Source organism: Nocardia sp. BMG51109, assembly GCF_000526215.1.
Taxonomy (GTDB): Bacteria; Actinomycetota; Actinomycetes; order Mycobacteriales; family Mycobacteriaceae; genus Nocardia.
In genome coordinates this window covers 4419645-4441849 of record NZ_JAFQ01000004.1, presented here as the reverse complement: position 1 = coordinate 4441849, position 22205 = coordinate 4419645, and the positions used below count along the sequence as shown (strand labels likewise).

General features: G+C 68.5%; 25 protein-coding genes. 14 read left to right on the top strand and 11 right to left on the bottom strand.

What is annotated here, in order from left to right; genetic code table 11:
• The first annotated feature begins 325 nt into the window (after positions 1-325).
• The 5 genes from D892_RS0121315 to D892_RS0121295 all read left to right on the top strand — a co-directional run bounded on the left by D892_RS0121315 (position 326) and on the right by D892_RS0121295 (position 6275).
• Complete coding sequence (locus D892_RS0121315; RefSeq protein ID WP_024803187.1) at positions 326-817, top strand: GAF domain-containing protein; 492 nt, start codon at positions 326-328, stop codon at positions 815-817.
• Between the two features lie 277 nt (positions 818-1094).
• Positions 1095-2714, top strand: a complete 1620-nt coding sequence (locus D892_RS0121310) for an ABC transporter substrate-binding protein (protein WP_024803186.1) — start codon at positions 1095-1097, stop codon at positions 2712-2714.
• A complete protein-coding gene (locus tag D892_RS0121305) occupies positions 2714-3703 on the top strand; it encodes an ABC transporter permease (protein ID WP_024803185.1) in 990 nt (329 codons plus the stop codon). Before D892_RS0121310 ends, D892_RS0121305 begins: the two co-directional genes overlap by 1 nt.
• Entirely contained in the window at positions 3700-4593 is an 894-nt protein-coding gene (locus tag D892_RS0121300) for an ABC transporter permease (RefSeq protein WP_024803184.1), read from the top strand. The genes D892_RS0121305 and D892_RS0121300 overlap by 4 nt, the downstream gene beginning before the upstream one ends.
• Positions 4590-6275, top strand: coding sequence for an ABC transporter ATP-binding protein (locus D892_RS0121295; protein WP_024803183.1), 1686 nt, complete (start codon positions 4590-4592; stop codon positions 6273-6275). Before D892_RS0121300 ends, D892_RS0121295 begins: the two co-directional genes overlap by 4 nt.
• 47 nt (positions 6276-6322) lie before the next feature.
• Here D892_RS0121295 and D892_RS0121290 read toward each other — a convergent pair whose 3' ends face one another.
• The 5 genes from D892_RS0121290 to D892_RS0121270 form a co-directional block, all read right to left on the bottom strand.
• Positions 6323-7204 carry an ABC transporter permease gene (locus D892_RS0121290; protein ID WP_024803182.1) on the bottom strand — a complete coding sequence of 294 codons (882 nt, stop codon included), beginning with the start codon at positions 7202-7204 and terminating at the stop codon, positions 6323-6325.
• On the bottom strand, positions 7197-8033 hold the full coding sequence (locus D892_RS0121285; RefSeq protein WP_024803181.1) for an ABC transporter ATP-binding protein: 837 nt from the start codon (positions 8031-8033) through the stop codon (positions 7197-7199). Before D892_RS0121285 ends, D892_RS0121290 begins: the two co-directional genes overlap by 8 nt.
• The gene (locus tag D892_RS0121280) at positions 8030-9112 is read right to left on the bottom strand and encodes an ABC transporter substrate-binding protein (RefSeq protein WP_024803180.1); all 1083 of its coding nucleotides are present in this window, start codon (positions 9110-9112) and stop codon (positions 8030-8032) included. The genes D892_RS0121285 and D892_RS0121280 overlap by 4 nt, the downstream gene beginning before the upstream one ends.
• A 160-nt stretch (positions 9113-9272) precedes the next feature.
• Positions 9273-10082, bottom strand: coding sequence for an RES domain-containing protein (locus D892_RS41765; protein WP_024803179.1), 810 nt, complete (start codon positions 10080-10082; stop codon positions 9273-9275).
• 76 nt (positions 10083-10158) lie between these two features.
• Entirely contained in the window at positions 10159-10542 is a 384-nt protein-coding gene (locus tag D892_RS0121270; protein WP_024803178.1) for a hypothetical protein, read from the bottom strand.
• Positions 10543-10679: 137 nt separating this feature from the next.
• Between D892_RS0121270 and D892_RS0121265 the strand changes: the two genes are divergently transcribed.
• Both D892_RS0121265 and D892_RS0121260 read left to right on the top strand, forming a co-directional pair.
• The gene (locus tag D892_RS0121265; protein WP_024803177.1) at positions 10680-11219 is read left to right on the top strand and encodes an SLATT domain-containing protein; all 540 of its coding nucleotides are present in this window, start codon (positions 10680-10682) and stop codon (positions 11217-11219) included.
• Positions 11220-11292: 73 nt separating this feature from the next.
• A complete protein-coding gene (locus tag D892_RS0121260) occupies positions 11293-11757 on the top strand; it encodes a hypothetical protein (RefSeq protein ID WP_024803176.1) in 465 nt (154 codons plus the stop codon).
• 34 nt (positions 11758-11791) lie between these two features.
• On the opposite strand, the gene D892_RS0121255 is transcribed toward D892_RS0121260, so the two are convergent.
• Positions 11792-12388, bottom strand: coding sequence for a CoA pyrophosphatase (locus D892_RS0121255; protein WP_036569399.1), 597 nt, complete (start codon positions 12386-12388; stop codon positions 11792-11794).
• A 486-nt stretch (positions 12389-12874) separates the two neighbouring features.
• Between D892_RS0121255 and D892_RS46885 the strand changes: the two genes are divergently transcribed.
• A complete protein-coding gene (locus D892_RS46885) occupies positions 12875-13180 on the top strand; it encodes a hypothetical protein (protein ID WP_036569396.1) in 306 nt (101 codons plus the stop codon).
• 112 nt (positions 13181-13292) lie between these two features.
• Here the strand turns inward: D892_RS46885 and D892_RS0121245 are convergent, their stop codons facing one another.
• The 3 genes from D892_RS0121245 to D892_RS0121235 form a co-directional block, all read right to left on the bottom strand.
• Positions 13293-13712 (bottom strand): helix-turn-helix domain-containing protein, encoded by a 420-nt coding sequence (locus tag D892_RS0121245; protein ID WP_024803174.1) that lies wholly within the window; start codon positions 13710-13712, stop codon positions 13293-13295.
• Between the two features lie 173 nt (positions 13713-13885).
• Positions 13886-14338 carry a flavodoxin family protein gene (locus D892_RS0121240; RefSeq protein ID WP_024803173.1) on the bottom strand — a complete coding sequence of 151 codons (453 nt, stop codon included), beginning with the start codon at positions 14336-14338 and terminating at the stop codon, positions 13886-13888.
• 286 nt (positions 14339-14624) lie between these two features.
• Positions 14625-15221, bottom strand: a complete 597-nt coding sequence (locus D892_RS0121235) for a TetR/AcrR family transcriptional regulator (RefSeq protein ID WP_024803172.1) — start codon at positions 15219-15221, stop codon at positions 14625-14627.
• A gap of 100 nt (positions 15222-15321) precedes the next feature.
• Here D892_RS0121235 and D892_RS0121230 point away from each other — a divergent pair, with 100 nt between their 5' ends.
• From D892_RS0121230 to D892_RS0121220, 3 genes are all read left to right on the top strand, one after another.
• Positions 15322-15732: a DUF4345 domain-containing protein gene (locus D892_RS0121230; RefSeq protein WP_036567321.1), complete on the top strand. Its 411-nt coding sequence runs from the start codon at positions 15322-15324 to the stop codon at positions 15730-15732.
• Between the two features lie 269 nt (positions 15733-16001).
• Positions 16002-17558 (top strand): acyl-CoA synthetase, encoded by a 1557-nt coding sequence (locus tag D892_RS0121225; RefSeq protein ID WP_084161161.1) that lies wholly within the window; start codon positions 16002-16004, stop codon positions 17556-17558.
• A 155-nt stretch (positions 17559-17713) separates the two neighbouring features.
• Positions 17714-18157 (top strand): nuclear transport factor 2 family protein, encoded by a 444-nt coding sequence (locus D892_RS0121220; RefSeq protein ID WP_024803169.1) that lies wholly within the window; start codon positions 17714-17716, stop codon positions 18155-18157.
• Between the two features lie 262 nt (positions 18158-18419).
• On the opposite strand, the gene D892_RS48690 is transcribed toward D892_RS0121220, so the two are convergent.
• Entirely contained in the window at positions 18420-18578 is a 159-nt protein-coding gene (locus D892_RS48690; protein ID WP_232236437.1) for a hypothetical protein, read from the bottom strand.
• On the opposite strand from D892_RS48690, the gene D892_RS43885 reads away from it, so the two are divergent.
• From D892_RS43885 to D892_RS43880, 3 genes are all read left to right on the top strand, one after another.
• Positions 18519-19436: an AraC family transcriptional regulator gene (locus tag D892_RS43885; RefSeq protein ID WP_232236361.1), complete on the top strand. Its 918-nt coding sequence runs from the start codon at positions 18519-18521 to the stop codon at positions 19434-19436. The genes D892_RS48690 and D892_RS43885 overlap by 60 nt on opposite strands.
• A 62-nt stretch (positions 19437-19498) precedes the next feature.
• Entirely contained in the window at positions 19499-20116 is a 618-nt protein-coding gene (gene hxlB / locus D892_RS0121210) for a 6-phospho-3-hexuloisomerase (protein ID WP_084161160.1), read from the top strand.
• Positions 20117-20129: 13 nt separating this feature from the next.
• Positions 20130-20879 carry a triose-phosphate isomerase family protein gene (locus D892_RS43880; RefSeq protein ID WP_024803166.1) on the top strand — a complete coding sequence of 250 codons (750 nt, stop codon included), beginning with the start codon at positions 20130-20132 and terminating at the stop codon, positions 20877-20879.
• Positions 20880-20997: 118 nt separating this feature from the next.
• On the opposite strand, the gene D892_RS0121200 is transcribed toward D892_RS43880, so the two are convergent.
• Positions 20998-22203, bottom strand: a complete 1206-nt coding sequence (locus D892_RS0121200; RefSeq protein ID WP_156959618.1) for a DUF4185 domain-containing protein — start codon at positions 22201-22203, stop codon at positions 20998-21000.
• Positions 22204-22205: the final 2 nt, after the last annotated feature.

The window sequence follows — 22205 nt, the reverse complement described above, 5'->3', positions numbered from 1 at the left end:
CTGTCGCCGTGCGCGAAAGCCCAATTCGGACTGTATGCCGGAGCCGATTCGCGGGACACGGATTAGAATCGCCCTGCGGAAAATGCCGACTGCCGATTCGCGGGTCGGGACACGGACGTCGGCGGCTGCTCGAACGGACCCGAAACCTCGGCGCTCCCAGCCGGGTTCGACACTGCACCCGAGCGCGACACCATCGGAGGCGTCCCGCCACGCACGCACGTGGTATTTCACTCACTGCGATCGGATATCGAAACTCGCTGATTTACAGGCGGTTTCATCGTGGGATGGGCGGCGGGCGCCGAGTCGCGGGCTACCATCGGCGGCCATGACCTTCGATCCTGTCCCGCTCACCGGAGATCGCGCCACCGGGTACGACCAGCTCGCCGGACAGGCCGCGGCGCTGCTGGCGGGGGAACCCGACCGGATCGCCAACGCCGCCAACCTGAGTGCCCTCGTGTACCACTCACTGCTGGAGGTGAACTGGGCCGGCTTCTACTTCTACGACGGACACGAACTGGTGGTCGGCCCGTTTCAGGGTAAACCGGCGTGCGTCCGGATCGCCCTCGGGAAGGGTGTGTGCGGTACCGCCGCCGAGACCCGCCGCACCCAGCTCGTTCCCGATGTCCATACCTTTCCGGGGCATATCGCCTGCGACGCCGATTCCCGGTCGGAGATCGTGGTGCCGCTGATCCGCGACGACACCCTGATCGGCGTCCTCGATCTCGACAGCCCTCGCCCCGGGCGATTCGACGACACGGACCGGCGCGGACTGGAAACCCTCGCAGCCGTTTTCGTGAATTCGCCGACCACGTTCTGACCGGCACGCAGCGAGCCACGCCGCTCGCGGGACGTGGTCGCGACCTCCCGGAAGAACATACGGAACCGGGATCGGAATTGTGGGTCGTTTCTCGCTTCACGATCGGTAAAGAATCTCTTACCGACGAATCCAAGAATCAAGGTGGATCAAACCCTGTCGGTGCGCGGGGTGGGAGACACATCCTTTTCTGCGACAGTGATTCGTTCATCAGGACCACATCGGGGCTCAATTGCCGTGACTCACACAGGAATTCCGAAATCGATGAAGCGCGGGGACGATGAGCCCCGGTAAGCGCGTGCGTGCGGTCGCGGCGATGCTGCTCGCCACCGTGGTACTCGCCGGCTGCGCGGGGCCTGCGGTCGAGGAGCCCGGCGATGCCGGCCGCGGCGTGACGGTACTGCTGGGGCAGCTGCGCGGGTCGTGGCAGCAGCAGGAGACCAGCGACTGGTTCTCCGGGCAGGTCTGGAGCCAGATCGTCGACACGCTGCTCTACCGCGACAAGGACGGTTCCGTCGAGCCGTATCTGGCGCGGAGCTGGGACGTCTCACCGGATGGGCTGCGCTATTCCTTCCACCTCCGGCGCGGCGTGACGTTCTCGGACGGCACACGATTCGACGCCCGGGTCGCGGCGGACAATCTGAACCTGCTGGGACTGGGCGACAAGACGCGCGGCATTCCCCGCAATGCCAATATGCCCCAAAGCTTCCGGTCCGCCACGCCTGTCGGCGACGACACCGTCGAGGTGACGCTCGAGACGCCGGGTAACGGCCTGCCCGAGGCATTGACCGGTCTCACCACGGGCATGCTGGCCGAATCCACGATCAACGGCAGCCTCGAGTACCAGTCGGATCTCGCGAATGTCGTTGCCACCGGGCCCTATACGGTGTCCTCGGTCGATCCGGAGAAGCAGGTCGTCCTGCGACGCCGCGGCGACTACGACTGGCCCCGCGCCGGGGCACCGCACGCCGGTCCCGCGCAGATCGAACGGCTCACCTTCAACGCCCTGAAGGAAGACGGCCTGCGGGTGCGCGCGCTCGAGGCCGGCCAGGCCGACGTCATCCACTACGTCGAGCCCACCGAGGAGAAGCGGCTGGCCGAGGCCGGATACCACCTGCTGTACTCGAAATACCTGGGCGCCGTGTACGGATTGCAGCTGCGCTTGACCGCCGACCACGTCGGCGACGTCCGGGTGCGGCGCGCCGTCCAGCACGGGCTCGATCGGCAGGATCTGCTGACGACGCTGTACAACGAGAATTGGGAGCCCGCGCATTCGATCTTCCAGGACAACGTCGAGGGAACGCTCGACCTGAGCAAGGAATTCGCCTACGACCCGGCCCTCGCCGGCCGGCTCCTGGACGAGGCGGGCTGGACCGGCCGCGACGGCGACGGATACCGGACCCGGGACGGCCGCCGCCTGAGCCTGTACGTCTATCCGTCGGTGTACATCACCACCTCGGGAACCGAATTACAGCTCGTCGCACAGCAATTGCGCAAGCTCGGGATCGAGTTGCAGATCCGGGGCACCGACTTCAACAGCTACACCACGCAGACGCTGAGCCCGAAACTGCCCGTGTACGAGATCCATTGGTCGATGTACAGCTTCACCTCGCTGGTGAGCTGGTGGGGAAGCAAGAAGCAGAATGTCTTCCGCGCCGGCAACCCAACTCTGGACGACCTGCTGGCCGGCATCGTCGCCGCCTCGTCCCCCGAGCAACTGCACCCCTTGCTCGCCGATCTGCAACGGCTGCTGATCGATCAGGCGTATTTCATTCCCCTGCACCAGATCTACGAGACCTTCGCGACCGCGCCCCACGTGCACGGTCTCGACGCCACCGGACTGGGCCGACTGGTCTTCTACGACGCGACGCTGGACGCGAGACAAGGATCCGACAGCTGATGCGCGCCACCGACCATCTGCGGGTGACCGCGTGGAAGACGGTGCAGGCCCTGATCACCGTCGTGCTCGTCTACGCGGTGGTGTTCGTGATCGTCACCGTGATCCCCGGCAACCCGATCACCAACCGCCTGCGGGATCCGCAGAACAACTATTCCGCCGAGCAGATCGATGCGCTGCTCGCCTATTACCGCCTCGATCGTCCTGTCCTGGAACAGCTGTGGTATTCGATAGGCCGGTTCGCGCACGGTGACCTCGGACTGTCGCTGGCCTCGACGCGCCCGGTGTCGGAGATCTATCGGCACGCGGCGGTGTCGACGATCACCCTGTCGGTGCTGGCGCTCGCGCTGGCACTACTGCTGGCGCTGGTGATCGCGGTCGGCGCGCACTATCTGCCGCCGCGGTACGGCGGCACGCTGCTGCGGTCGGTGCCGTCGCTGTTCCTGTCGCTGCCGAACTTCCTGATCGGCCTGCTGCTGATCGATCTGTTCGCCTTCCGGCTGGGCTGGTTCGACATCACCCGGTATCAGGGGCCGGTGGCCGCGATTCCCGCGGCGATCGCCCTGGCCATCCCCGTATCCAGCCAGATCACACAGGTTTTCGTCTATTCGCTCGATTCGGTGCGGCACGAGCCGTACGCGATCGTCGCCGAGGCCAAGGGGCTCACCACGCCGTACATCTTCGTCCGGCATCTGCTGCGTCCGGCGGCATTGCCGACGCTGACCGTGATCGGCGTGACCGTCGGCGAGGTGATCGGTGGCGCGGTGATCACCGAAACCATCTTCGGGCGCACCGGTATCGGCTCGGTCATCGAGAAGGCCGTCACCAACAAGGACGTGCCGGTGCTGCAGGGCGGCGTGGTGCTCGCGGCGGTGGTGTTCCTGGTGATCAATCTGATCGTGGATCTCACCTATCCGCTGCTGGATCCGCGGCTGCGGAGATCGGCACGCGGGCCCGCCGGAAGGGCCCGGGAAGGGAACGCGCAGGCATGACCGATGTGCTGATCAAGGAGGAGTCCGACCGCACCGCTGTCGCGGGCGGCGTCCGACCCGCGCGGGAGGAGGTGGTCTCCGCCCGTCCGCGACGGCGATTCGGGCGGGCGGTGGTGCCGACGCTCGCGGTGACCGTGCTGCTGGTCATCGTGCTCTGGGCACTGTTCCCGTCGCTGTTCGCGCACCAGGACCCGTTCGACGGCGTGACGGCCGAGAAGTTCCAGGGCCCGAGCGCGCGACACCTGTTCGGCACCGACAACCTGGGCCGCGACATCTTCAGCCGCACCGTGCACGGCACCCGGAGCTCGCTGCTCACCGCGGTGATCGCCGTGGCGATCGCGCTTGTCGCGGGGTCGCTGCTCGGTCTGACCGGCGGCTACTTCCGCGGCGCCATCGATGCGGTGATCGGCCGGTTCACCGACGCGCTGCTCGCCGTTCCCAGCTTCCTGCTGGCCATGGTGGTGGTCACCTCGCTGGGCTTCAGCACGACGAACGCGGCGATCGCGACGGGAATCTCCGCGGTGGCGATCTTCGCGCGGTTGATGCGTTCGGAGGTGTTGCGCGTGACGAGCCTGAACTACGTGGAATCGTCGCGGCTGGTGGGCTGCGGGCCGTTGACGGTGCTGTTCGTGCACGTGCTGCCGAACGTCTATCGCAGCGTGATCGCCTTGGCCGTACTGCAATTCGGCATGGCGCTGATCGTCATCGCCGGCCTGGCCTATCTGGGGTACGGCAACCCGCCCCCCGCGCCCGACTGGGGCATCCTCGTGTCCGACGGCAAGAACTACATGGACCGGCACTGGTGGATCGTGTTCTTCCCCGGCCTGGTGATCATCGTGACCTGCCTGTCGCTGAACCGGGCGAGCCGGCTGCTGGCGGTGACCCGATGAGCGAGGGCAACGGCGCGGCCCTGCTGTCCGTGCGGAACCTGTCGGTGAGCTATCCCGGTGGCGCCGCGCCGACGGTCGAGGACGTGTCCTTCGACGTGGCGCCCGGCGAAACCCTCGCCCTGATCGGCCAGTCGGGCTCGGGCAAGTCGACCATAGCGAACGCGGTGCTGCGGCTGCTGTCGCACGTCGGCGCGCGGGTGAGCGGTGTGGTCGGATTCGACGGCCGGGACCTGCTCACGATGAGCGCCAAGGAATTTCGCGCGCTGCGCGGGCGGCGCCTGGGCTATGTTCCGCAGGATCCGTCCCATTCGCTGAATCCGGTGCGCACCGTGGGAGCGCAGCTCGCCGAGAGCCTCGGGCACCGGGATCTGCTCGGCGTCCGGCTCCTCGGCCGCGACGCGCGTCGCGCGCGGGCCGCCTACCGGGAGCAGGTGGTCGACCTGCTGAGCCGGGTACATCTGCCCGACCCGGTCGTGGTCGCCGGCCGGTATCCGCACGAGCTGTCGGGCGGCATGCTGCAGCGCGTGCTGATCGCCAACGCCATCGCCGGGAACCCGTCGCTGATCGTCGCCGACGAGCCGACCTCGGCACTGGATGTGACTGTGCAGCAGTCGATTCTGGAGCTGCTGGACTCGCTGAAGAACGAGCTGGGCGTCGGGCTCCTGTTCGTCACCCACGATCTCGCCCTGGCGGCGCAGCGGTCCGATTCGGTCATCGCGCTGGAGGGCGGGCGCATCCAGGAGCACGGCCCGGCCGCGGAGCTACTGCGCACTCCGCGATCGGACACCGCCCGGCGCCTGCTCGCCGACGTTCCGGCCCTGGCGCCCGGCAAATACGCCGAGACCCGGCGACGGCGCACGGCCACACACGATCGTCGCGAGACGGCCCTCGAGGTGACCGGTCTGGTGAAGACCTTCGGCAAGGGCGCGTCGGCGATCACCGCGGTCGACGGCGTGTCCTTCGCGGTGCCGCGCGCGACCACGCACGCGCTGGTCGGGGAGTCCGGTTCGGGCAAGTCCACCATCGGCCGGATCATCATGCGCCTGGAGCAGCAGGACAGCGGGCAGGTCTCGCTCGGCGGGGCCGCGGTGTCGGCGACCGGGAGGCGGGAGCTGAAGCAGCTGCGGCGCAATCTGCAACTGGTGTACCAGAACCCGTTCACCTCGCTGGATCCGGCGCGCAGCATCGACTACCTCGTCGCCGAACCGCTGGTGCGCCATCGGATCGGCACCCGGTCCGAGCGCGCCGAGCGGGCCCGCGCACTGCTCGACCTGGTCGGTCTCGGCGCCAAATCGGCGGCCGGGCTCACCACGGGCCGGCTGTCCGGCGGTCAGCGCCAGCGGGTGGCGATCGCCCGGGCACTGGCGCTCGAGCCGCGGCTGCTCATCCTCGACGAGCCGACCTCGGCGCTGGACGTGTCGGTCCAGACCCGGATCCTCGACCTGCTGGCCGAACTCCAGGAACGACTGGGGCTGACCTACCTGTTCATCTCCCACGATCTCGGCGTCGTCCGGCAGTTCGCGGACACCGTCAGCGTCATTCGGCGGGGAACGCTGGTGGAGCACGGCACCGCGGCCGAGATCCTGGAGGCCCCGCGGGAGGAGTACACCAGGCGCCTGGTCGCCTCGGTGCCCTGGTACGCCGGGGCGCCGGCCTCGGGGAATCGGTCCTCGGCGGATTGAGGGGCGGCGCGGCCGTGGCGATGCCGGACCTGTTGTTGCCGGACCTGCTACTGGGGACGCACACGCCACCGCGACAGGCGGCGTTCGAGGGTGACCAGCAGTCCGTTGAGGACCAGGCCGACCAGGGCGATGGCGATGATACCGGCGTACATGTCGGGGATCTGGAAGTTCTGCTGTGCCGCGGTGATCAGGTAGCCGAGACCCGCTCGGGCGCCGACCATTTCGGCGGCGATGAGTACCAGGATCGAGGACGCCGCCGCCATCCGCAGGCCGGTGAAGACCGACGGCAGCGCGGCGGGAAGGACAACCTTCCGGAACAGCTGGATGGGCGAGAATCCCAGCGAGACAGCCGATTTGATCAGCAGCGGTTCCACTGTGCGCACACCGTTGATGGTGTTCAGCAGGATCGGGAAGAACCCGGCGTAGACCACCAGCGCCACCTTCGACGTCTCGCCGATGCCGAGGATGAGGACGAACACGGGCAGCAGCGCGAGCGCGGCGGTGTTGCGGAACAGCTCGAGGATCGGCTCGAGGAAATCCGCCACCGGCCGGTACCAGGCGATGCCGATGCCGACGGGCACCGCGATGACCAGGGCGATCGCGAAACCGGTCAGCGAGCGCGTGAGGCTGGCCGACACGTTGTCCCACATCTGGCCGTGCCGGACCAGGTCGCCGAAGGCGTCCACGACCACCGAGAACGGCGGCAGGAACACCTCGTCCACCAGCCCGGCCCGCGGGGCGATCTCCCAGAGCGCGAGGAACAGCACGATGACCAGGACGGGCTTGACGACGCGCCAGCCCAGTCGCGCCGAGGCGCGCAGCACCCGCGCCGGGACGGTCCGCGGCGCGGGGTCCGGCCGCGCCGGAATCGGCTGCGGTTCGGCCGCATCCCGGACGGGGCGTTCGTCGAGATCCACGGTGCTAGACATGGCTGGGGCTCCGATCGGCGTGGGTGGTCGAGGCGCGTTCCAGGCCCTGCGCCCGGGTCACCTCGGTCTGCAGTTCGGCCCAGATCCGGTGCCGGAAGTCGCGGAAACGCTCGCTGGACCGGACGTCGTCGCCGGAGGCGCGTTCCAGGTCGATGTCCACGACGGCCTTGATCCGGCCGGGCCGCGAGGTGAGTACGGCGACCCGCTGGCCCAGGTAGACCGCCTCGTCGATGCCGTGGGTGATGAACAGAATGGTCTTGCCCGTGGTCTGCCAGATGCGTAACAGCTCGTCCTGCAGCAGCTCTCGGGTCTGCGCGTCGAGGGCGGCGAACGGCTCGTCCATCAGCAGGACCTCCGGATCGTAGGCGAGGCTGCGGGCGATGGCGACGCGCTGGCGCATGCCGCCGGACAGCTCGTGCGGGTACCGGTCGCCGAATCCGTCCAGCCCCACCAGGTTCAGATAGTGCGCGGCGGTCTCGCGGCGCTCGCGACGCCGCAATCCCTTGGCCTCCAAACCGAATTCGATGTTCGCGCGGGCGGTGCGCCAGGGCAGCAGCGCATACTGCTGGAAGACGATGCCGCGATCCAGGCCGGGCCCGGAGACGGGGGCGTCGTCGAGCAGGATCCGGCCCGCGCTCGGCTCGTCGAGCCCGCCGAGCAGATCCAGCAGGGTGGACTTGCCGCAGCCGCTGGGGCCGACCAGGACGAGGAACTCGCCGTCCCGCACCTCCAGCGTGACGTCCTCGAGCGCCGTCATCGGCTCCCGGGAGTCGCGGACGGGGAACTGTTTTCGCACCCCGATGATCGAAAGCTTTGCGGTGCCGGTCATTTCGCCGCTACCACCTCTCCGGACGGGCCGCCGGACGGCGCGTAGGTTCCGTTCGCGTACGGGTTGTCGTCATTGGTGTAGAGATCCTTCGCGGTCAGCTCGCCGGCATCGAGCTCGTTGTTGCGGACCAGCCAGTCGATCCAGATCTGCAGGTCCCGCTCCTCGATCACCGCGCCCGGCACCGGGATTCCCGAACTCCGCCAGTACTGCAGCAGGTTGGTGTTCTCGTTGCGGCCGCGCTGGTGGATGATCGACTCGAACCGCGCCAGGACCTCCTCGCGCGGTGTGACCTGCATCCAGCGGATCGCGCGGGCGGTGCCCTGCACGAAGTCCCGCACCGCGTCGCGATGTTTCTCGATGTAGTCCGTGCGGAAGATGTAGGTGCCGTAGTCGAAGGTGCCGAACAGGTCCTTGTCGGTGAACAGCGGATGGATGCCGCCGCGCGCGAGCGCGGTGTCGCGGAAGACGCTGCCGAGCGCGGCGACGTCGATCTGGCCCTTGTGCAGCGAGTCCTCGGTGCTGACCGGGGGCAGCACCACGAACTGCACCTGCTCGATGTCCTCCGCGCTCAGTCCCTGCCGGTGCAGCCACTCGCGGGTGACGAACTCGTGGTGCGCGCCGAGGGTGTTGACCCCGACCTTCTTGCCGATCAGATCACGGGCCGAGGTGATGCCGGAATCGTCGCGCACGTAGTACCCGGTGAAGGACCGGTCGTCGGCGCCGTAGGAGCTGAGCACCGGCCGCACCGGCGCACGGCCGGCGATCAGTTTCACGACCGCGCCGTTGAACGCGCTGCCGAACTCGATCTGGCGGGTGGCCGCGGCCTGGATATTGGCGGGGCCGCTGGTGCTGTCGTTCTCCCAGCGCAGCGCGATCCTGCTGAAATAGCCGAGGTCGTCGGCGAGTTCGAAAGGCGTCACCTGACCGGTCTGACCCTGATACCGCAGCACGGCCCTGCCGTCGGCGGTGGTGCCGGGGTCCGAGCCGCCGCAGCCGGCCGACAGCGCGAGGACGAACGGCAGTGCGAGCGCGACGGCCAGCAGCCGGGTCGGAAGGGGATGTGTCCTGGGAGAGAACATCTTTCGGTTCTTTCGCTGAGTACTCCGGCGCCGACGCGGATGCCCCGCCGCCGGATTCGATACTCCTGGAACTATGACGGCCGTCCCGGTGCGCGACAATAATTGTGCGCGCGGTGAGCGGAGGTATCGCCCGGGGCCTGTGCGTGCTGGTGCGGCGTCCCTACCACGTTCCGGTCAGGTCGTAGGTGGCCAGGATCGCGTCCAGGGGTGGGTTGACGGCCGGTGGGAGGATCTCGGCGCCGGGGTCGGCGGTGGGGATGAGGCCCTTGGCGGCCCGGCTTCTTCTGGTGCGGCGCAACCAGATTGCCCAGCAGTTCCATTCGCTGCCGTGCCGTGAGCCGTACATGATGCCGTGGGCGAGACTGGCGTCGTCGAGGGTGATCGGCCACAGGCGGGTGGCGATGGCCGTGGTGAGAGAGCGGTCGGTGCCACGCAATTCGGCGACACTGACCTCGGTGACGCCCCGTTCGACGAGGCTCGGCGGTGGGATCCTGGCGATCGCCGACAGGCTCGACGCGGCCTCGATGTCGATGAACCAGCCCATCGTGGGGAGGGTGATCTGATACAGCCGGTACTCGGTCAGCCAGGTCAGGTCGATTTCCCGGGGCGCGCGGAAACCGGCGTCCTCCCACTCCTCTCGGATCAGCGAGTCCAGTTCGTCGCCGGCATCGACGTCGTCGAAGTAGGTCGACGCGGCGACGGGCAGTGTCGGCTTGAGGGGAGCGAGCAGCTCGCCGTAGGCGCCCTCTTCGGTGCTGGCGGCGTAGACCGTCCTCTGCCCGGCCACGTCGTATCGGTTCCAGGGCGCGGGTGAATCTTCGCTGGAGAGTCCGCGCAACAGCGGATTGAGTGGGCCGTAGGAGGGTTTCGCCAACCGATAGACCTCGCGGCTGGCCGAGGCGACGAGCACCAAGCCGGTCTTCGAGCAGGTCCGCCGGGCGCTGGAGCGCCTGGCGTCGCTGATTGACACGAAGAATCCCCTCAGACGGCCTGCTCCGATCCGCTTGCAGCGGTATAGCTTAGTGGAGAGGGGATTCTCGCGGCTATCAGTTTCCCTCGGAGCCGTCCACGAAAGCGACTGCGGCGGCGATCACTTCGGGGAAGCGGCCCTCGCGGATCGCCACGCCCGGCGACTCCTCGCCCAGCCGGGGATTGGCGCCGATGAACCACGATCGGGCCACGTCCTCGCTTTCGGCCGTGGCGAGCAGAATCCAGCAGCGGTGCGCCACCTGCAGCCGCGCCAGCGCCGCGTCGCGCGGCCGCGGGCCGTCCGCGTGCGCCCACTTGTGTGGGAGCTTGCGGTCGCGCACGCCGGCGACCAACGCCACCAGGGTGGGCCCCAGATGCTGAATCAGCTGACGTGCGAGCTCGGACGGCTTCAGCCGCGCCGTTTCCACGTGGCTGGTGATGGCTCCGTTGGGAGCTGCCATGACTGTCACGACCTTCGCTGCACGAGACGGTTCCATCGGATTCGACCAGTTCAGGATATCTCTTATGCCACCTTAATGCAACCATTTGTGCTACCGTAAAAACCCATCAAATCCCCTCTTCGAACGGCTATTTCTCCATGTGGCGATGGCTCCGCGGCGAGCAGACACCAGCACAGTCCACCGGCCTGCACAGCCCCAAGTCGCCTCCGGCGGATGCCGATCCGCTCGGCGTCGCCCTCCACTACCTGCACCTGTTCCGGGACGAGTACGAACGCTCGCGGTTCGTGGTGAAGAACCGGGCCAAGCACGTCGTGGTCTGGACGGCCGTCGCCAACGGGCTCATCGCCGTGCTCGGCACCGCCATCGCCGTGTGCGACGCACCGTGGCTCGGGCTGTTCAGCACCGGCCTCGCCGCGTCGATCGGCGTCATCACCGCCTGGGACGGCCTGTACCGCCATCGCGAGATGTGGGTCCAGCGCAGTGTGATCCTGGGCCAGCTGCAAACCCTGCTCCGCACCACCGAGCTGCGGCAGGCGGCCGGCGAGGACCGAAACCTGCTCGCCCGCGAGACCATGCGGGAACTGAACGAAATCCTGGAGGAGGATCTCGAGGCCTGGACCTCGCTGCGCCGCACCCAGGCGCCGGCCCGCGAACGCAACGACGAACTCGCCGAGTAGGGATTTCACCGGGCCGGTTCGGCGCGGGTAACGTCGCCCGCCGAGGAGCCGGTCGAGCGGGAACGGAGGCGCGATGGCACGGTTCGGGCACTGGCGGCGGTCGGTCACCTTCTGGCGGGTGTCGGCCCTTGTGCTGGTTGCACTTCCGCAGGTGCTCGATGCGCGCTTCCCGGAGTCGGAGGACGCCGAGGCGGTCCACGGCGACGTGGCGATGTTCGGGGTGGCCTACCTGTCACCGCCGCCACTGCCCGAGCAATGGCTCGAATACGTCGCCGAGTCCGGTCTCGCGGTGCTGCTGCCCGCGGTCGCCCTCGTGCTGCCGCATCGGTATGCCCGGACCGGAATCTTGTGGGCCGCAGGGGTTCTGGCCGCACTCGGCGTGGCCGGCGGATACCTCGGCCTGTCCGCGCTGCAGAACGGCACCGGGGGATCGGGCTTCCTGCTGTTCATGTCGCTGTTCTACCTGCCGGCCGCGAGCGCGCTCGCGCTGAGCGAACGGGCGAACCGCCCCGCACCGAGCGAGCCCGAGATGAGTTAGACAGTCTCACAGGTGGTCCGGTTCCTCCCACCGATCATTTCCAGGCGAACACCGGTTGGCCGAAATGCGCGACGCGGGTGTGACGGCCGTGCAGGACCACTTCGCGGAACTGGTGCAGGACGGCCGCGGTCGGGGCATGCACGAGCGCGCCCCGGAACGGCCACTGGACGATGGGCTCCTCGACGGCCGGGTCGCTGACGAAGAGCGGGTCCACGTCGACCTCGTCGGGGGTTACGAGGAACACGTGCGCGACTTCGCCGGGATTCGGGCGTATCGCCTCGACGCGATCGCCGATCCATACGACGAACGGCGACATCACGTACCCCGACTTGGTGGCATAGTCGTCGAGCCGGCCGAGGACGTGCTCGGGCGTCGTCTGGATGCCGAGTTCTTCGGACAACTCACGAACCGCTGCCTCGGCCGCCGTTTCGCCACTGTCGACGCGCCCGCCCGGAAACGCGTACTGCCCCGGGTGGGAGCGCAGCGACGCACTGCGCTTGGTGAGGCATACGACGGATTCGCCCCGGTGCACTCCGACCGGAATCGCGATGCCCGCCGCGCGCCGCCCTTGCAGGGGAATCTCGGCGGCCCGGAACTCGCGCAGGGCATCGGTGAGCGTCTGCTGGTTCATGCCGAGGTCACTCCTTCCACCGGTCACTCCTTCCACCGTTGTGGCCTCGGCGCCGGTGTCGGCGAAACGGTTGTCGCGGTTCATCACAGTTCCCTCGGCCATCAGTTCGTTTCGTCCAGTAACCATAGGCCCCCGGCATTGTGGGCCGCCGGACAACCAGCGGTCCACGTCGAGGGTGGTGGCCGCCGCCCCGTCGCCACTCGGAACCCACTGGCCGCGTTGCGCTTCGGCACCGACGAGGTGGTCCGGCTCACCGCACGGACACCGGCACCACTGGTCGCGGGCGGGCAGGACCCGGTGGTCCCGGGGCCGAATCATACTGCGCACCAGTCGATGACCAGTGCGTCCGGACGCCCGGTCGGGGCGGGACGACCGGCCGAAACCCCCGGCAGTACGGCCCCGACACACCCACCGGGATGCGGACTGTCGGTGTCGTCCGGCATGCTCGTGGCGACACGACGTTCACCATTCCACTCGGAGCACATCATGCCGTCTCACCAAACGGGACAGAAACCGTTGTCGGACAGCGAGATCCGGCAAATAGCTGCCGATATCGACGCGGGCCGCCCACCGACCGTATGGTTCACCGCCGACGCGGTCGGTATCACCGAGGGACGATCCGGCAAGGTCGTCGCGCTCGCCGACCCGTCCGAACCCGACTATCTGCGGGTGCGTCCCACCGGATCCACCGACGTACTCGCGTTCTCCCCCACCGAACTCACCCTCGCCAGGCCCGCCCGCCGCCGCGCCGCGCAGCAGCACCCCCGCGCCACCCGGCGCACATCCCGATGACCGAGAACGACACCGACACCCGCGCACCGGATCCGAGCGGCACGACATCGAGATCCGGTCGGCTCGACCGTCACTCGGTGTCGGTCGGCGGTCACTCGGTGTCGGTCGGCGGTCACTCGGTGTCGGTCGGCGGCACCTCGGGCAGGCCCTCGCCGGCCCGCAGCTTGTCGGCGATGGAGGTGAGCAGCGCGAGCGATTCGTCGGACAGGTCGAAGGCCCGGTTGGACAGCCGCCGCAGACCGTAACCGCGCAGCTGGGAGAGTATTTCGAGATCGTGGTCGATCTTGGCGGCGTAGACGTCGTCGGTGAAGTAGGCGGGGTCGACCTTGAAGAACCGGGCGAGGGCCGCGACCGTCTCGGCGGACGGGTTGGTGCGCCGCCCGGACCGCAGCTGGGACAGATACGGTTTCGAGATCGGGTGGCCGGCGGCGGAGAGCGCAGCGGAGACTTCGGTGTTGGTATGCGGTTTACGACCCGGCGGATGAACCATGTCGAACAGTTTGTTCAACCGCTCGGCGAAGTCAGCCGTCATCGGCAGCCGACCTCCCCTCGATGGGTACTGGTTGTCGCCGCCCGCCCGGCGACGGGCGCCTCGCCGCCGAATGGCGGCGGTTGATCAACTGTACCAAGCAGGCTCGGCGGCCCCTCCGGCCCGGACACCGAGTCACACTGCCGCACAGGACAAATCGGGTGAAAGGGGCATGGTCACCGCAAACTCTCGGCGAAGCCGCGCGCGGCCGCCAGATCGTCGGCGTTCGGCCGGCCCTTCCGGATGCCGCCGACCAGTTTGAACGGCAGGTAGGTATCGAAGGCCCGGCACGAGAAAGTGGCGACGACCGCGAACCCCTTCTCCTCCAGCAACCGCGTGAGACCACGGGTGTACCCCGGCCACGGCGGCTCGGGCAGGCCGCTGGTGGAGAAGACGAACGCCTGGCCGCCCTGCTGCCGCGGCAGCGACCGGACGAACTCGCGCAACCGCGGGTGGAAGGCCATGGTGAAGATCCCCGACCCGAATCCCACGAGATCGTAGGCGCCGAGTTCGGCCGCATCGATCTGCTCGGGCTCGACGACCCGGGCGTCCAGGACCTCGCCGAAGACCTCCGCGATCCGCTGGGTATTCCCGTGCGACACCGAAGCGCACACGATGACGGCCTTCACCACAATTCCCCTCCAGCTCGGTCGAATCCTGTCGGCACCGGCCGGCCGAACAGCGGCCCCGTACATCTCCCTGGACCCGCTCGTTCGGTCACCGGCGGAGAACACTCCCGCTTCCCACGCAGGACGCTATCACTACCCCTGACGGGACTTCTCGCGGTCTCACGGAACGGGCCCATGACCGCGGCCGACATCGAACGGCGAGTGGGCGGCCCTCTCGGCGAGGACGGGCTCGCCGACCTCCGCCGGCTGCCCGCTCGGGCGGGCACAATGTTCGACCCGGCCGGGATCAACCCTCGGGGCCCGGCGAATCACGCAGTGCGGCAACCGCTCCGGTGAAGGCGCCCATACACATCGAGTGGACCTGTTCGCGGGTCGGGCGGTCGTGTTCGAGCCATTCCAGGCAGAGCGTGTGGACGAACATCAGCCAGGAGGTCAGCAGGGCGGACATGGCGGCGCGGGCCGCGCCGGTGAGGTCCGTGGCGCCGAGCACGACCTCGCGCATCGCGGTGTGTTCGCCGAAGACGATCGCCTGCACGACCGGATCGCCCGACAGCGCCCGATTGGCCGCGAGCACCGTGTTCCGGTTGGCGGCGAAGTACTCCAGGTGCACGTCCAGCCCGGCGGCGACCTGCCCGGTCAGCGGGACGTCCGGATCGATGCGCACCTCGGCCTGCAATGTCCCCGCCGCGCGCTCGTAGATCGCGGCGAACAGGGCGCTCTTCTTCGGGAAGTGGCGATACAGCAGCGCGCGGGACACACCGGCCCGCTCGGCGATCTGCTCCATCTGCACCCGCTCGTAGGGCATTTCGGCGAACAGCCGGGCTCCGGCGTCGAGCAGTTCGGCACGACGCTGGTCGGGCGAGAGGCGGCGGCGCGGTGGCATCGCCTCAGCTTAGTTGACACACGTCTACTTATCTGCCTACCCTTGCCCGGATCTAGTAGACACTTGTGTACTAAGTGCGGCACTGCTGGAGGGCGGAGTTGTGCGGGCTGTATTGCAGTGGTTTCTCGTCGTCTTCGGTGTCGTCTGTGCCACGATCGCGCTGGCGCACATCGTCATCGGGCCGAGCACGATCATCGGGGCGAACACACCGAATGCGACGCTGGACTCCGATATCCGGATGGTGATGGTGCTGTTCCTCGCCTACGGCATCGTCTGTGTCCGGGCCGCAAGGGATCTCGACCGCCACTCCGGGCTGATCCATCTGCTGATGCTGGTGTTCTTCGCCGGCGGACTGGTGCGCCTGCTGACCGTCGCCTACGTCGGCTGGCCACACTGGTTCTACATCGCCATGCTCGTCGTGGAAATCGGCCTTCCGCTGATCTACTCGCCGTTGCTGGCGCGAGTGACCGGACGCACCGCCCGCACGGACCTCCTGACCCTGGCCCGCTGACGGATCATCGCCGATGTCCTCGGCCGGGTAGGCACCGATCAGGGCATCGTCGCAGAGCGGGCGGTTTCCTGGCCCAATCCGAACGGGAGGAGTGTCGCCGGGTTCGACCAGTACACCGAGATCACGTCCGTCGCCCATCCCGCGGGGTGAGGCGGTTGACGCTCGACGGCGCCGATGGAAACCTTATATTTCAGTACTGAGAACATTGTTCTTACGCGCTCACCGGCGAGCCGACCGGCCGGAGTGGGCCCGGCCGGAGGCGAGTAGCGATGACCGAAGCGACGATGACGCCGGGCCGGCATGCAGCCCGGACCCCGGACCGCCCGGCGATCGTGATGGCATCCAGCGGCGAGGTGGTGACCTACGCGCAGCTCGAGGACCGATCCATCCGGCTCGGCCGGGCGCTGCGGGCGCGCGGACTCGGCATCGGCGATCACATCGCCATCCTGCTGGACAACAACCGGGAGTATCTCGAAATCGCCTGGGCGGCACAACGTTCCGGACTGTACTACACCGCGGTCAACCGGCACCTGCGGACGGGCGAGGTGCAGTACATCCTGGACGACTGCGGGGCCGTCGCCCTGGTGGCCGACGAGTCGGTGGCCGGTGTGGTCGCCGGCCTGGAGCTGTCGAACATCGCGGTCCGCCTCTGCGCGCACGGGGATCTGCCCGGCTTCGACCGCTACGAGGACCTGCTGACCGAGCACCCGCCGCTGCCGCTCGCCGACGAATGCGAGGGCCGGGAGATGCTGTACTCGTCGGGAACGACGGGCAGGCCGAAGGGAATTCGCAAACCCCTGCCCGCCACCGCGCTGGGCGATCCGGCGGCGGCGCCGGTGCAGATCGCGCAGGGGCTGTACCTGAGCGGGAGTACCGAGGGCGCGGTCTACCTGTCCCCCGCGCCGCTGTATCACGGTGCGCCGCTGGTGGTCTCGATGTCCTGGCATCGTCTCGGCGGCACCGTGGTGGTGATGGAGCGGTTCGATCCGCGGCAGTGCCTGGAACTGATCGAGCGGTACCGGGTGACGCACGCGCAGATGGTTCCGACGATGTTCGTCCGGATGCTGCGGCTGCCGGCGGCCGAACGCGAGCGCTACGACACGTCGAGCCTGATCGATGTGGTGCATTCGGCGGCGCCGTGCCCGGTCGCGGTGAAGCGGCAGATGATCGAGTGGTGGGGGCCGATTCTGAGCGAGTACTACTCCGGCACCGAGGACGTCGGCAGCACCTACATCACCGCCCCGGAATGGCTGGCGCACCCCGGATCGGTGGGGAAGCCGATGCAGCGGTGCCATATCGTCGGCGAGGACGGCACCGAGCGGCCGACCGGCCGGGTCGGGGTGGTGTACTTCGACGGCGGCCGACCGTTCGAATATCACAACAACCCGGACGAGACCGCGTCGGTCACCCACGAGCGCGGCTGGCGCACCCTCGGCGACATGGGCTATCTGGACGAGGACGGCTATCTCTACCTGACCGACCGGCGGGCGCACATGATCATTTCCGGCGGCGTGAACATCTACCCGCAGGAGACCGAGAACGTCCTGCTCGCCCACCCCGCGGTCGCCGACGCCGCCGTTCTCGGCGTCCCGGATCCGGAGATGGGTGAGGCGGTGAAAGCCCTTGTCCAGCCGGTGGATCCGGACTCGGCGGGCGAGCGGCTCGCGGCCGACCTGATGGCCCGGTGCCGCGCCGAACTGGCGTCCTACAAATGCCCGCGCAGCATCGACTTCGTCGGCGAGCTGCCCCGCGACCCCAGCGGGAAACTGCATAAACGCGTTCTGCGCGAACAGTATTGGGAAGGACACGACACTCGCGTGGTCTGACACGGCCGTTCCACCCACAGGACATTTCGCGCATCCCTCGCGTACACATCGCGCGTACCGGCGATGGAACCGCCAGGCGAAGTTAGCTTGAAGATAGCACCAGGCACACATTTCGTTCGGGCAGCCATTCACGATATCGAACGGAGACGCTCGTCGTGACCGAGGATGGGAGAAACGCGGATGGGGACGGTGCGGATGGGGACGGTGCGGACTGGGACGGTGCGGTCCGCCTGCTACGCACCGCGATCCGGCACCTGCTGTCGGGGGAGCCCCGGCCCTATCGCGACCTGTGGTCCCGGCGTCCCGACGTGACGATGCTGGGGTCCGCCGGCGGCTGCGCGACCGGATGGGACCAGGTCGATGCCGCCATCGCCCGCTCGGCGGAGCGGTTCTCCGGCTGGCGGATTCGCTACGACGAACAACTCCTGCACAGCCTCGGCAGCGGCGAGCTGGGCTGCTTCGCACTGCGAGAACGCATCACCGACCTGCGGCCGGCGGGCGAGGTCCGGGTCCGCCGAGTCACCGTGCTGTTGCGCCGCGAACGCGGCGCGTGGCGAATCTTCCACCACCACACCGATCCCCTGGACGAACGAGGGTGACCATGCCGAAGAACGCCGGCTGTGCGCTCTCCGGCCCGAACGCGGCACGTCGGATCGAGGGCAATCAAAACCAGTCGGTACACATCGAACGAAACCGACGACGATCCCGATTACGTCGAACAACGCAGGACCGCGGGTCGAGATATCGCGTCGGCGCACGGTAGCATTCCCGTTCCCGACGGCACCTCCCGCGATTTTCTGGACAACAGATCACGCACGCCATAAACTTGAGACAGTTACCGCGGAGACACTACGGCCGCATTCATTGCAGGAGTAGCCGTTGTCCGAATCTGGCGTACCCGAGGGACATCAACTTTTTCACACCAACAATCCGATCGAGGCGTGCGGGCGCAACAGTTCGATTTTCCGCCGCCATGCTCTCCGCATTCTCGGCGATCCGGAGGAATTCGATGCCCGCCATCGCCGGATTCGATGGGGATCGTTGTCGGTGCACGAGCTGAGTTTCGCTTCGCCGGTCGAGATCCGGGCCGAGGAGGACACCGCGGCCGACTTCTACACCGTGGCGATTCCCCTGAGCGGCACGGCACATCTGCACCTGGGCACGTCCGGCAGGCCACGAGTGACGATGCGATGCGGGCACAGCGGAGCGGTCATCGGGCCCTTCACCGCCGTCCGAACATGGTGGTCGGCACAGTGCGTCATGCTCCTCACCCGCATCGACGCCGCCGCCCTGACGGCACATCTCGAGACGCTGCTGCAGGAACGAATACCACCACGCGCACCGGCATTCTCGCCGGAACTGGACATCCGCGGCTGCGGCGGATTGTGGCACCGGCTGCTGCGCGCCTATCTCGACATGGCGGATATGCCGGGGACGCCCGTGTGCCGGCCGCCGCTGGCCCGGGTGGTGGAGCAGTCGCTGCTGACAACCCTGCTGGTGACGGCGCGGCACGATTATCGGGACCGGCTCGTCGGCGGCCGGAGTTCCCCGGTGCCGCCCGAGCTGAGCCGGATCGTCGAACATATTCACCGCAATCCGACGGCACCGAAGTCCGTCGCCGATCTGGCGGCCGTGGGCGGTATGAGCGTCCGTTCCCTGCAGGAGATCTTCTCGAGATATCTGGACACCACACCCACGGCATATCTCCGCCGGGTCCGGCTGTGGCGGGCTCGCGCCGACCTGTTGGCGAGCCCGGCACAACGGGGCGCCGTGGCGATCGCGGCGGCCCGCTGGGGTTTCAGCAATCTGGGACGTTTCGCGCAGGCCTATAGGGACGAGTTCGGCGTATCCCCGTCGAATTCGATTCACGTACCGTAGCGTTATTACCGGGATAGATTTCCGGAGAGGTCGGAATTTCACGACAGCGCCGAGGAGACATCATGATCCGCCCAGCAATCTCCGCGCGTCAGCCGCAGTTACGGCCGTTGGCCGACACCACCGAAATGGAATTCCGGCGCGCCGTCCACGACGTGACCGGAGAATTTCGGGCCGTCCTGACCCGGGCGCAGCCCCGCGAAGCGATCGCGCTCATCGACATGCTGAACACCGCCGACCGGATCTTCGTGGTCGGCGCCGGACGCTCCAAGCTGGCGGTCGACGCCTTCGCGATGCGGTTGATGCATATGGGATTCCGGGCGCACGTGTTCTCGGAGATGACCGCCCCGGCGGTCGGCGAGCCCGGTGACCTCGTCGTGGCCTGCAGCGGGTCGGGCGAGACACCCACCGTCACAGCGCATATGCGCACCGCGATCGATTCCGGAGCCGCCACGGCCGCCGTCACCGCCACCGAGGACTCGTCGCTGGCCGCGCTCGCCGATCTCACCGTGGCGCTGCCGGAACGCTCGGCCGACGGCATCCGCGACGAATCGGTCCAGTTCGTGGGCACGCTGTTCGAGCAGACAGCCTTCGTCTTCCTCGACGCGATCGTGCTGTCCATGGAGCGCCTGGGCCGCTACGACCGCAACCGTATGCTGCGCCGCCACACCAACTTCGAATGAGTCCGGAGCCCACATGCCCGACGTGGTCACCTGCACCAACACCAAGGCGGCGCTCGGCGCCGCCGAGACTCGACAGTGGATCCGCACCGTTCTGGTGCCGCTGGCCGACAAGCTGGGCGCGGCGGGATTCTTCGCCTGCCTGCCCGATCCGCTGCTGCCGATGGCCGTGGAGTCCTTGTCCGGCACCGGAATAGGGGTCGGCGCGCAGGACGCCTGGTACGAAACCGGCAACTACACCGGCGAGACACCGGCGGCGCTGCTGTGCGAACTCGGCTGCACCCACGTGATGATCGGTCACGCCGACCGCCGCGCGCGCGGCGAATCCGACGAGTTGATCGCCCGCAAGGTGGCCGGTGCGCACGCCGCCGGGCTGACGCCCGTGGTCTGCCTGGGTGAACGGGACCATCTCCCCGCCGCCGTCGCCGCGGAGGCGATCTGCGGACAGTTCGACGGCATCGTCCGGGACCTGTCCGCCGAGGCCGTCGCCGCGCTGCTGGTGCTCTACGAACCGGCCTGGGCGATCGGCGGCCGGGCCGCCGCGCCCGGCCACGTCGCCATCGTCTGCCGGACCCTGCGCCGCCATGCCGCCCGGCACGGCCGGCCGCCGGCCATCCTCTACGGCGGCGGCGTCGAGCCCGACACCTACCCGCGCCTCCTCGCCGCCGCGGCACCGATCGCCGGCGTCGGCCTCGGCCGCGTCGTCCATCGCCGCGAGATCCTCGAGGCCACCCTGGACACGATCCTGCGGACGCCCCGGAAGTAGGCGAAATCCTTGTGCAACAGGGTAGTCGGGTCGCATCCGGCAGACGCGCGGCCGAGGTGGCGCCGATGCCGGATTCGGCGGCCGGACGACGGCAGCGAGGACGAGCGGCGTCGCCGTACTACCTCGTGCCCGAGCGGCCGCGCGGACAGATCTCCCGCGCCGCGCCCTCCCGCGCGCGGACGCCGAGTTCGTCTTTCAGGGTCACCAGGACCGTGCGCGGGCGGTAGATGCTCGTGCGGCGGTACACGTCACCGCCGGGCGCGGTGTCGATGCTGTTGACGTTGTAGGTGACGACCAGGCGCGTCGGCGTGGAGAACTCAGGGTGGGCGTGCGCGTTGTAGGTGTAGACGTCGGGGTCGTGATAGGACCCCGGCGCACCCGTCTCCGGCGTGGTGTACAGCGTGGTGGCGGGGCCGAACGGGCCCCTCGGCGTCGGGCCGTACCTGCCGATCAGCCGATCGCTGAAGCCGTCGCCGCCCGCCATGGTGACGAGCAGGTACCGGTCCGGGCGCAGGGGATGCACCGAGAATTCGGCGTTGATCCCGTCGGCGACCCGGGCCGATTCCGCCTCGGAATCCGACCATCCGCGCCCGGTCCAGAAGGACATCGGGTTACGGAGATCGGCCCCCTCGACGCGCGCCACGTGCAGGTGCTTGTCGCCGGCCGCGGTCTCGACGCCGTACACGTACGTCCGGTCCCCCGCCGGCTGTATCCACTGGCCCCACTGGATGCCACGATCGCGGGGCAGCGGCGTCACCGCGACCGGCCGGCGCAGGTCGTGCTCGTCGAACCGCGCCACCGACGATCCGACGAACTCGAGATCGAGCGGTCCCGGCCCGGACGAGCGCCACTCGGTGAGCGGAACCTGGAGCGCGCCACCGAGATACGTGGCCGCGCCGAACCAGAACCAGTGCTCCGGGTCCGCCGGTTCGACTACCGCGGCCGGCCGCTCCGCGGTACCGCCGACGAGGGTGGTCAGCCGCCCGTCGGCCGCGCGGACGACGAACGAGTTGTGCACGAACCCGGCGTCCGGCGGGCGGCCCGGTGGGTCGACGGGCGGCAGGAACGTGTCGGAGAAGGCGAACACCTCGCGACCGCCCGGCAGCGCGGCGGACCAGGTCGAATCCCCGCCGGTCCAGCCGCGGCCGGAGTCCCCGTAGGCGGTGACGGCGGCATCGAAGCAGGTGAGCGGGCCGGCCTCGACGACCGACGGAGCGGCATCGCCGGGCACCGGCCACGGAGCGACCAGCCCGAGCCCGGCGGCCGCGACCACGACCGGGACGAGCGATCGGACCGGCCCTGGTGCTCGTACTCGGCGTCGCATGC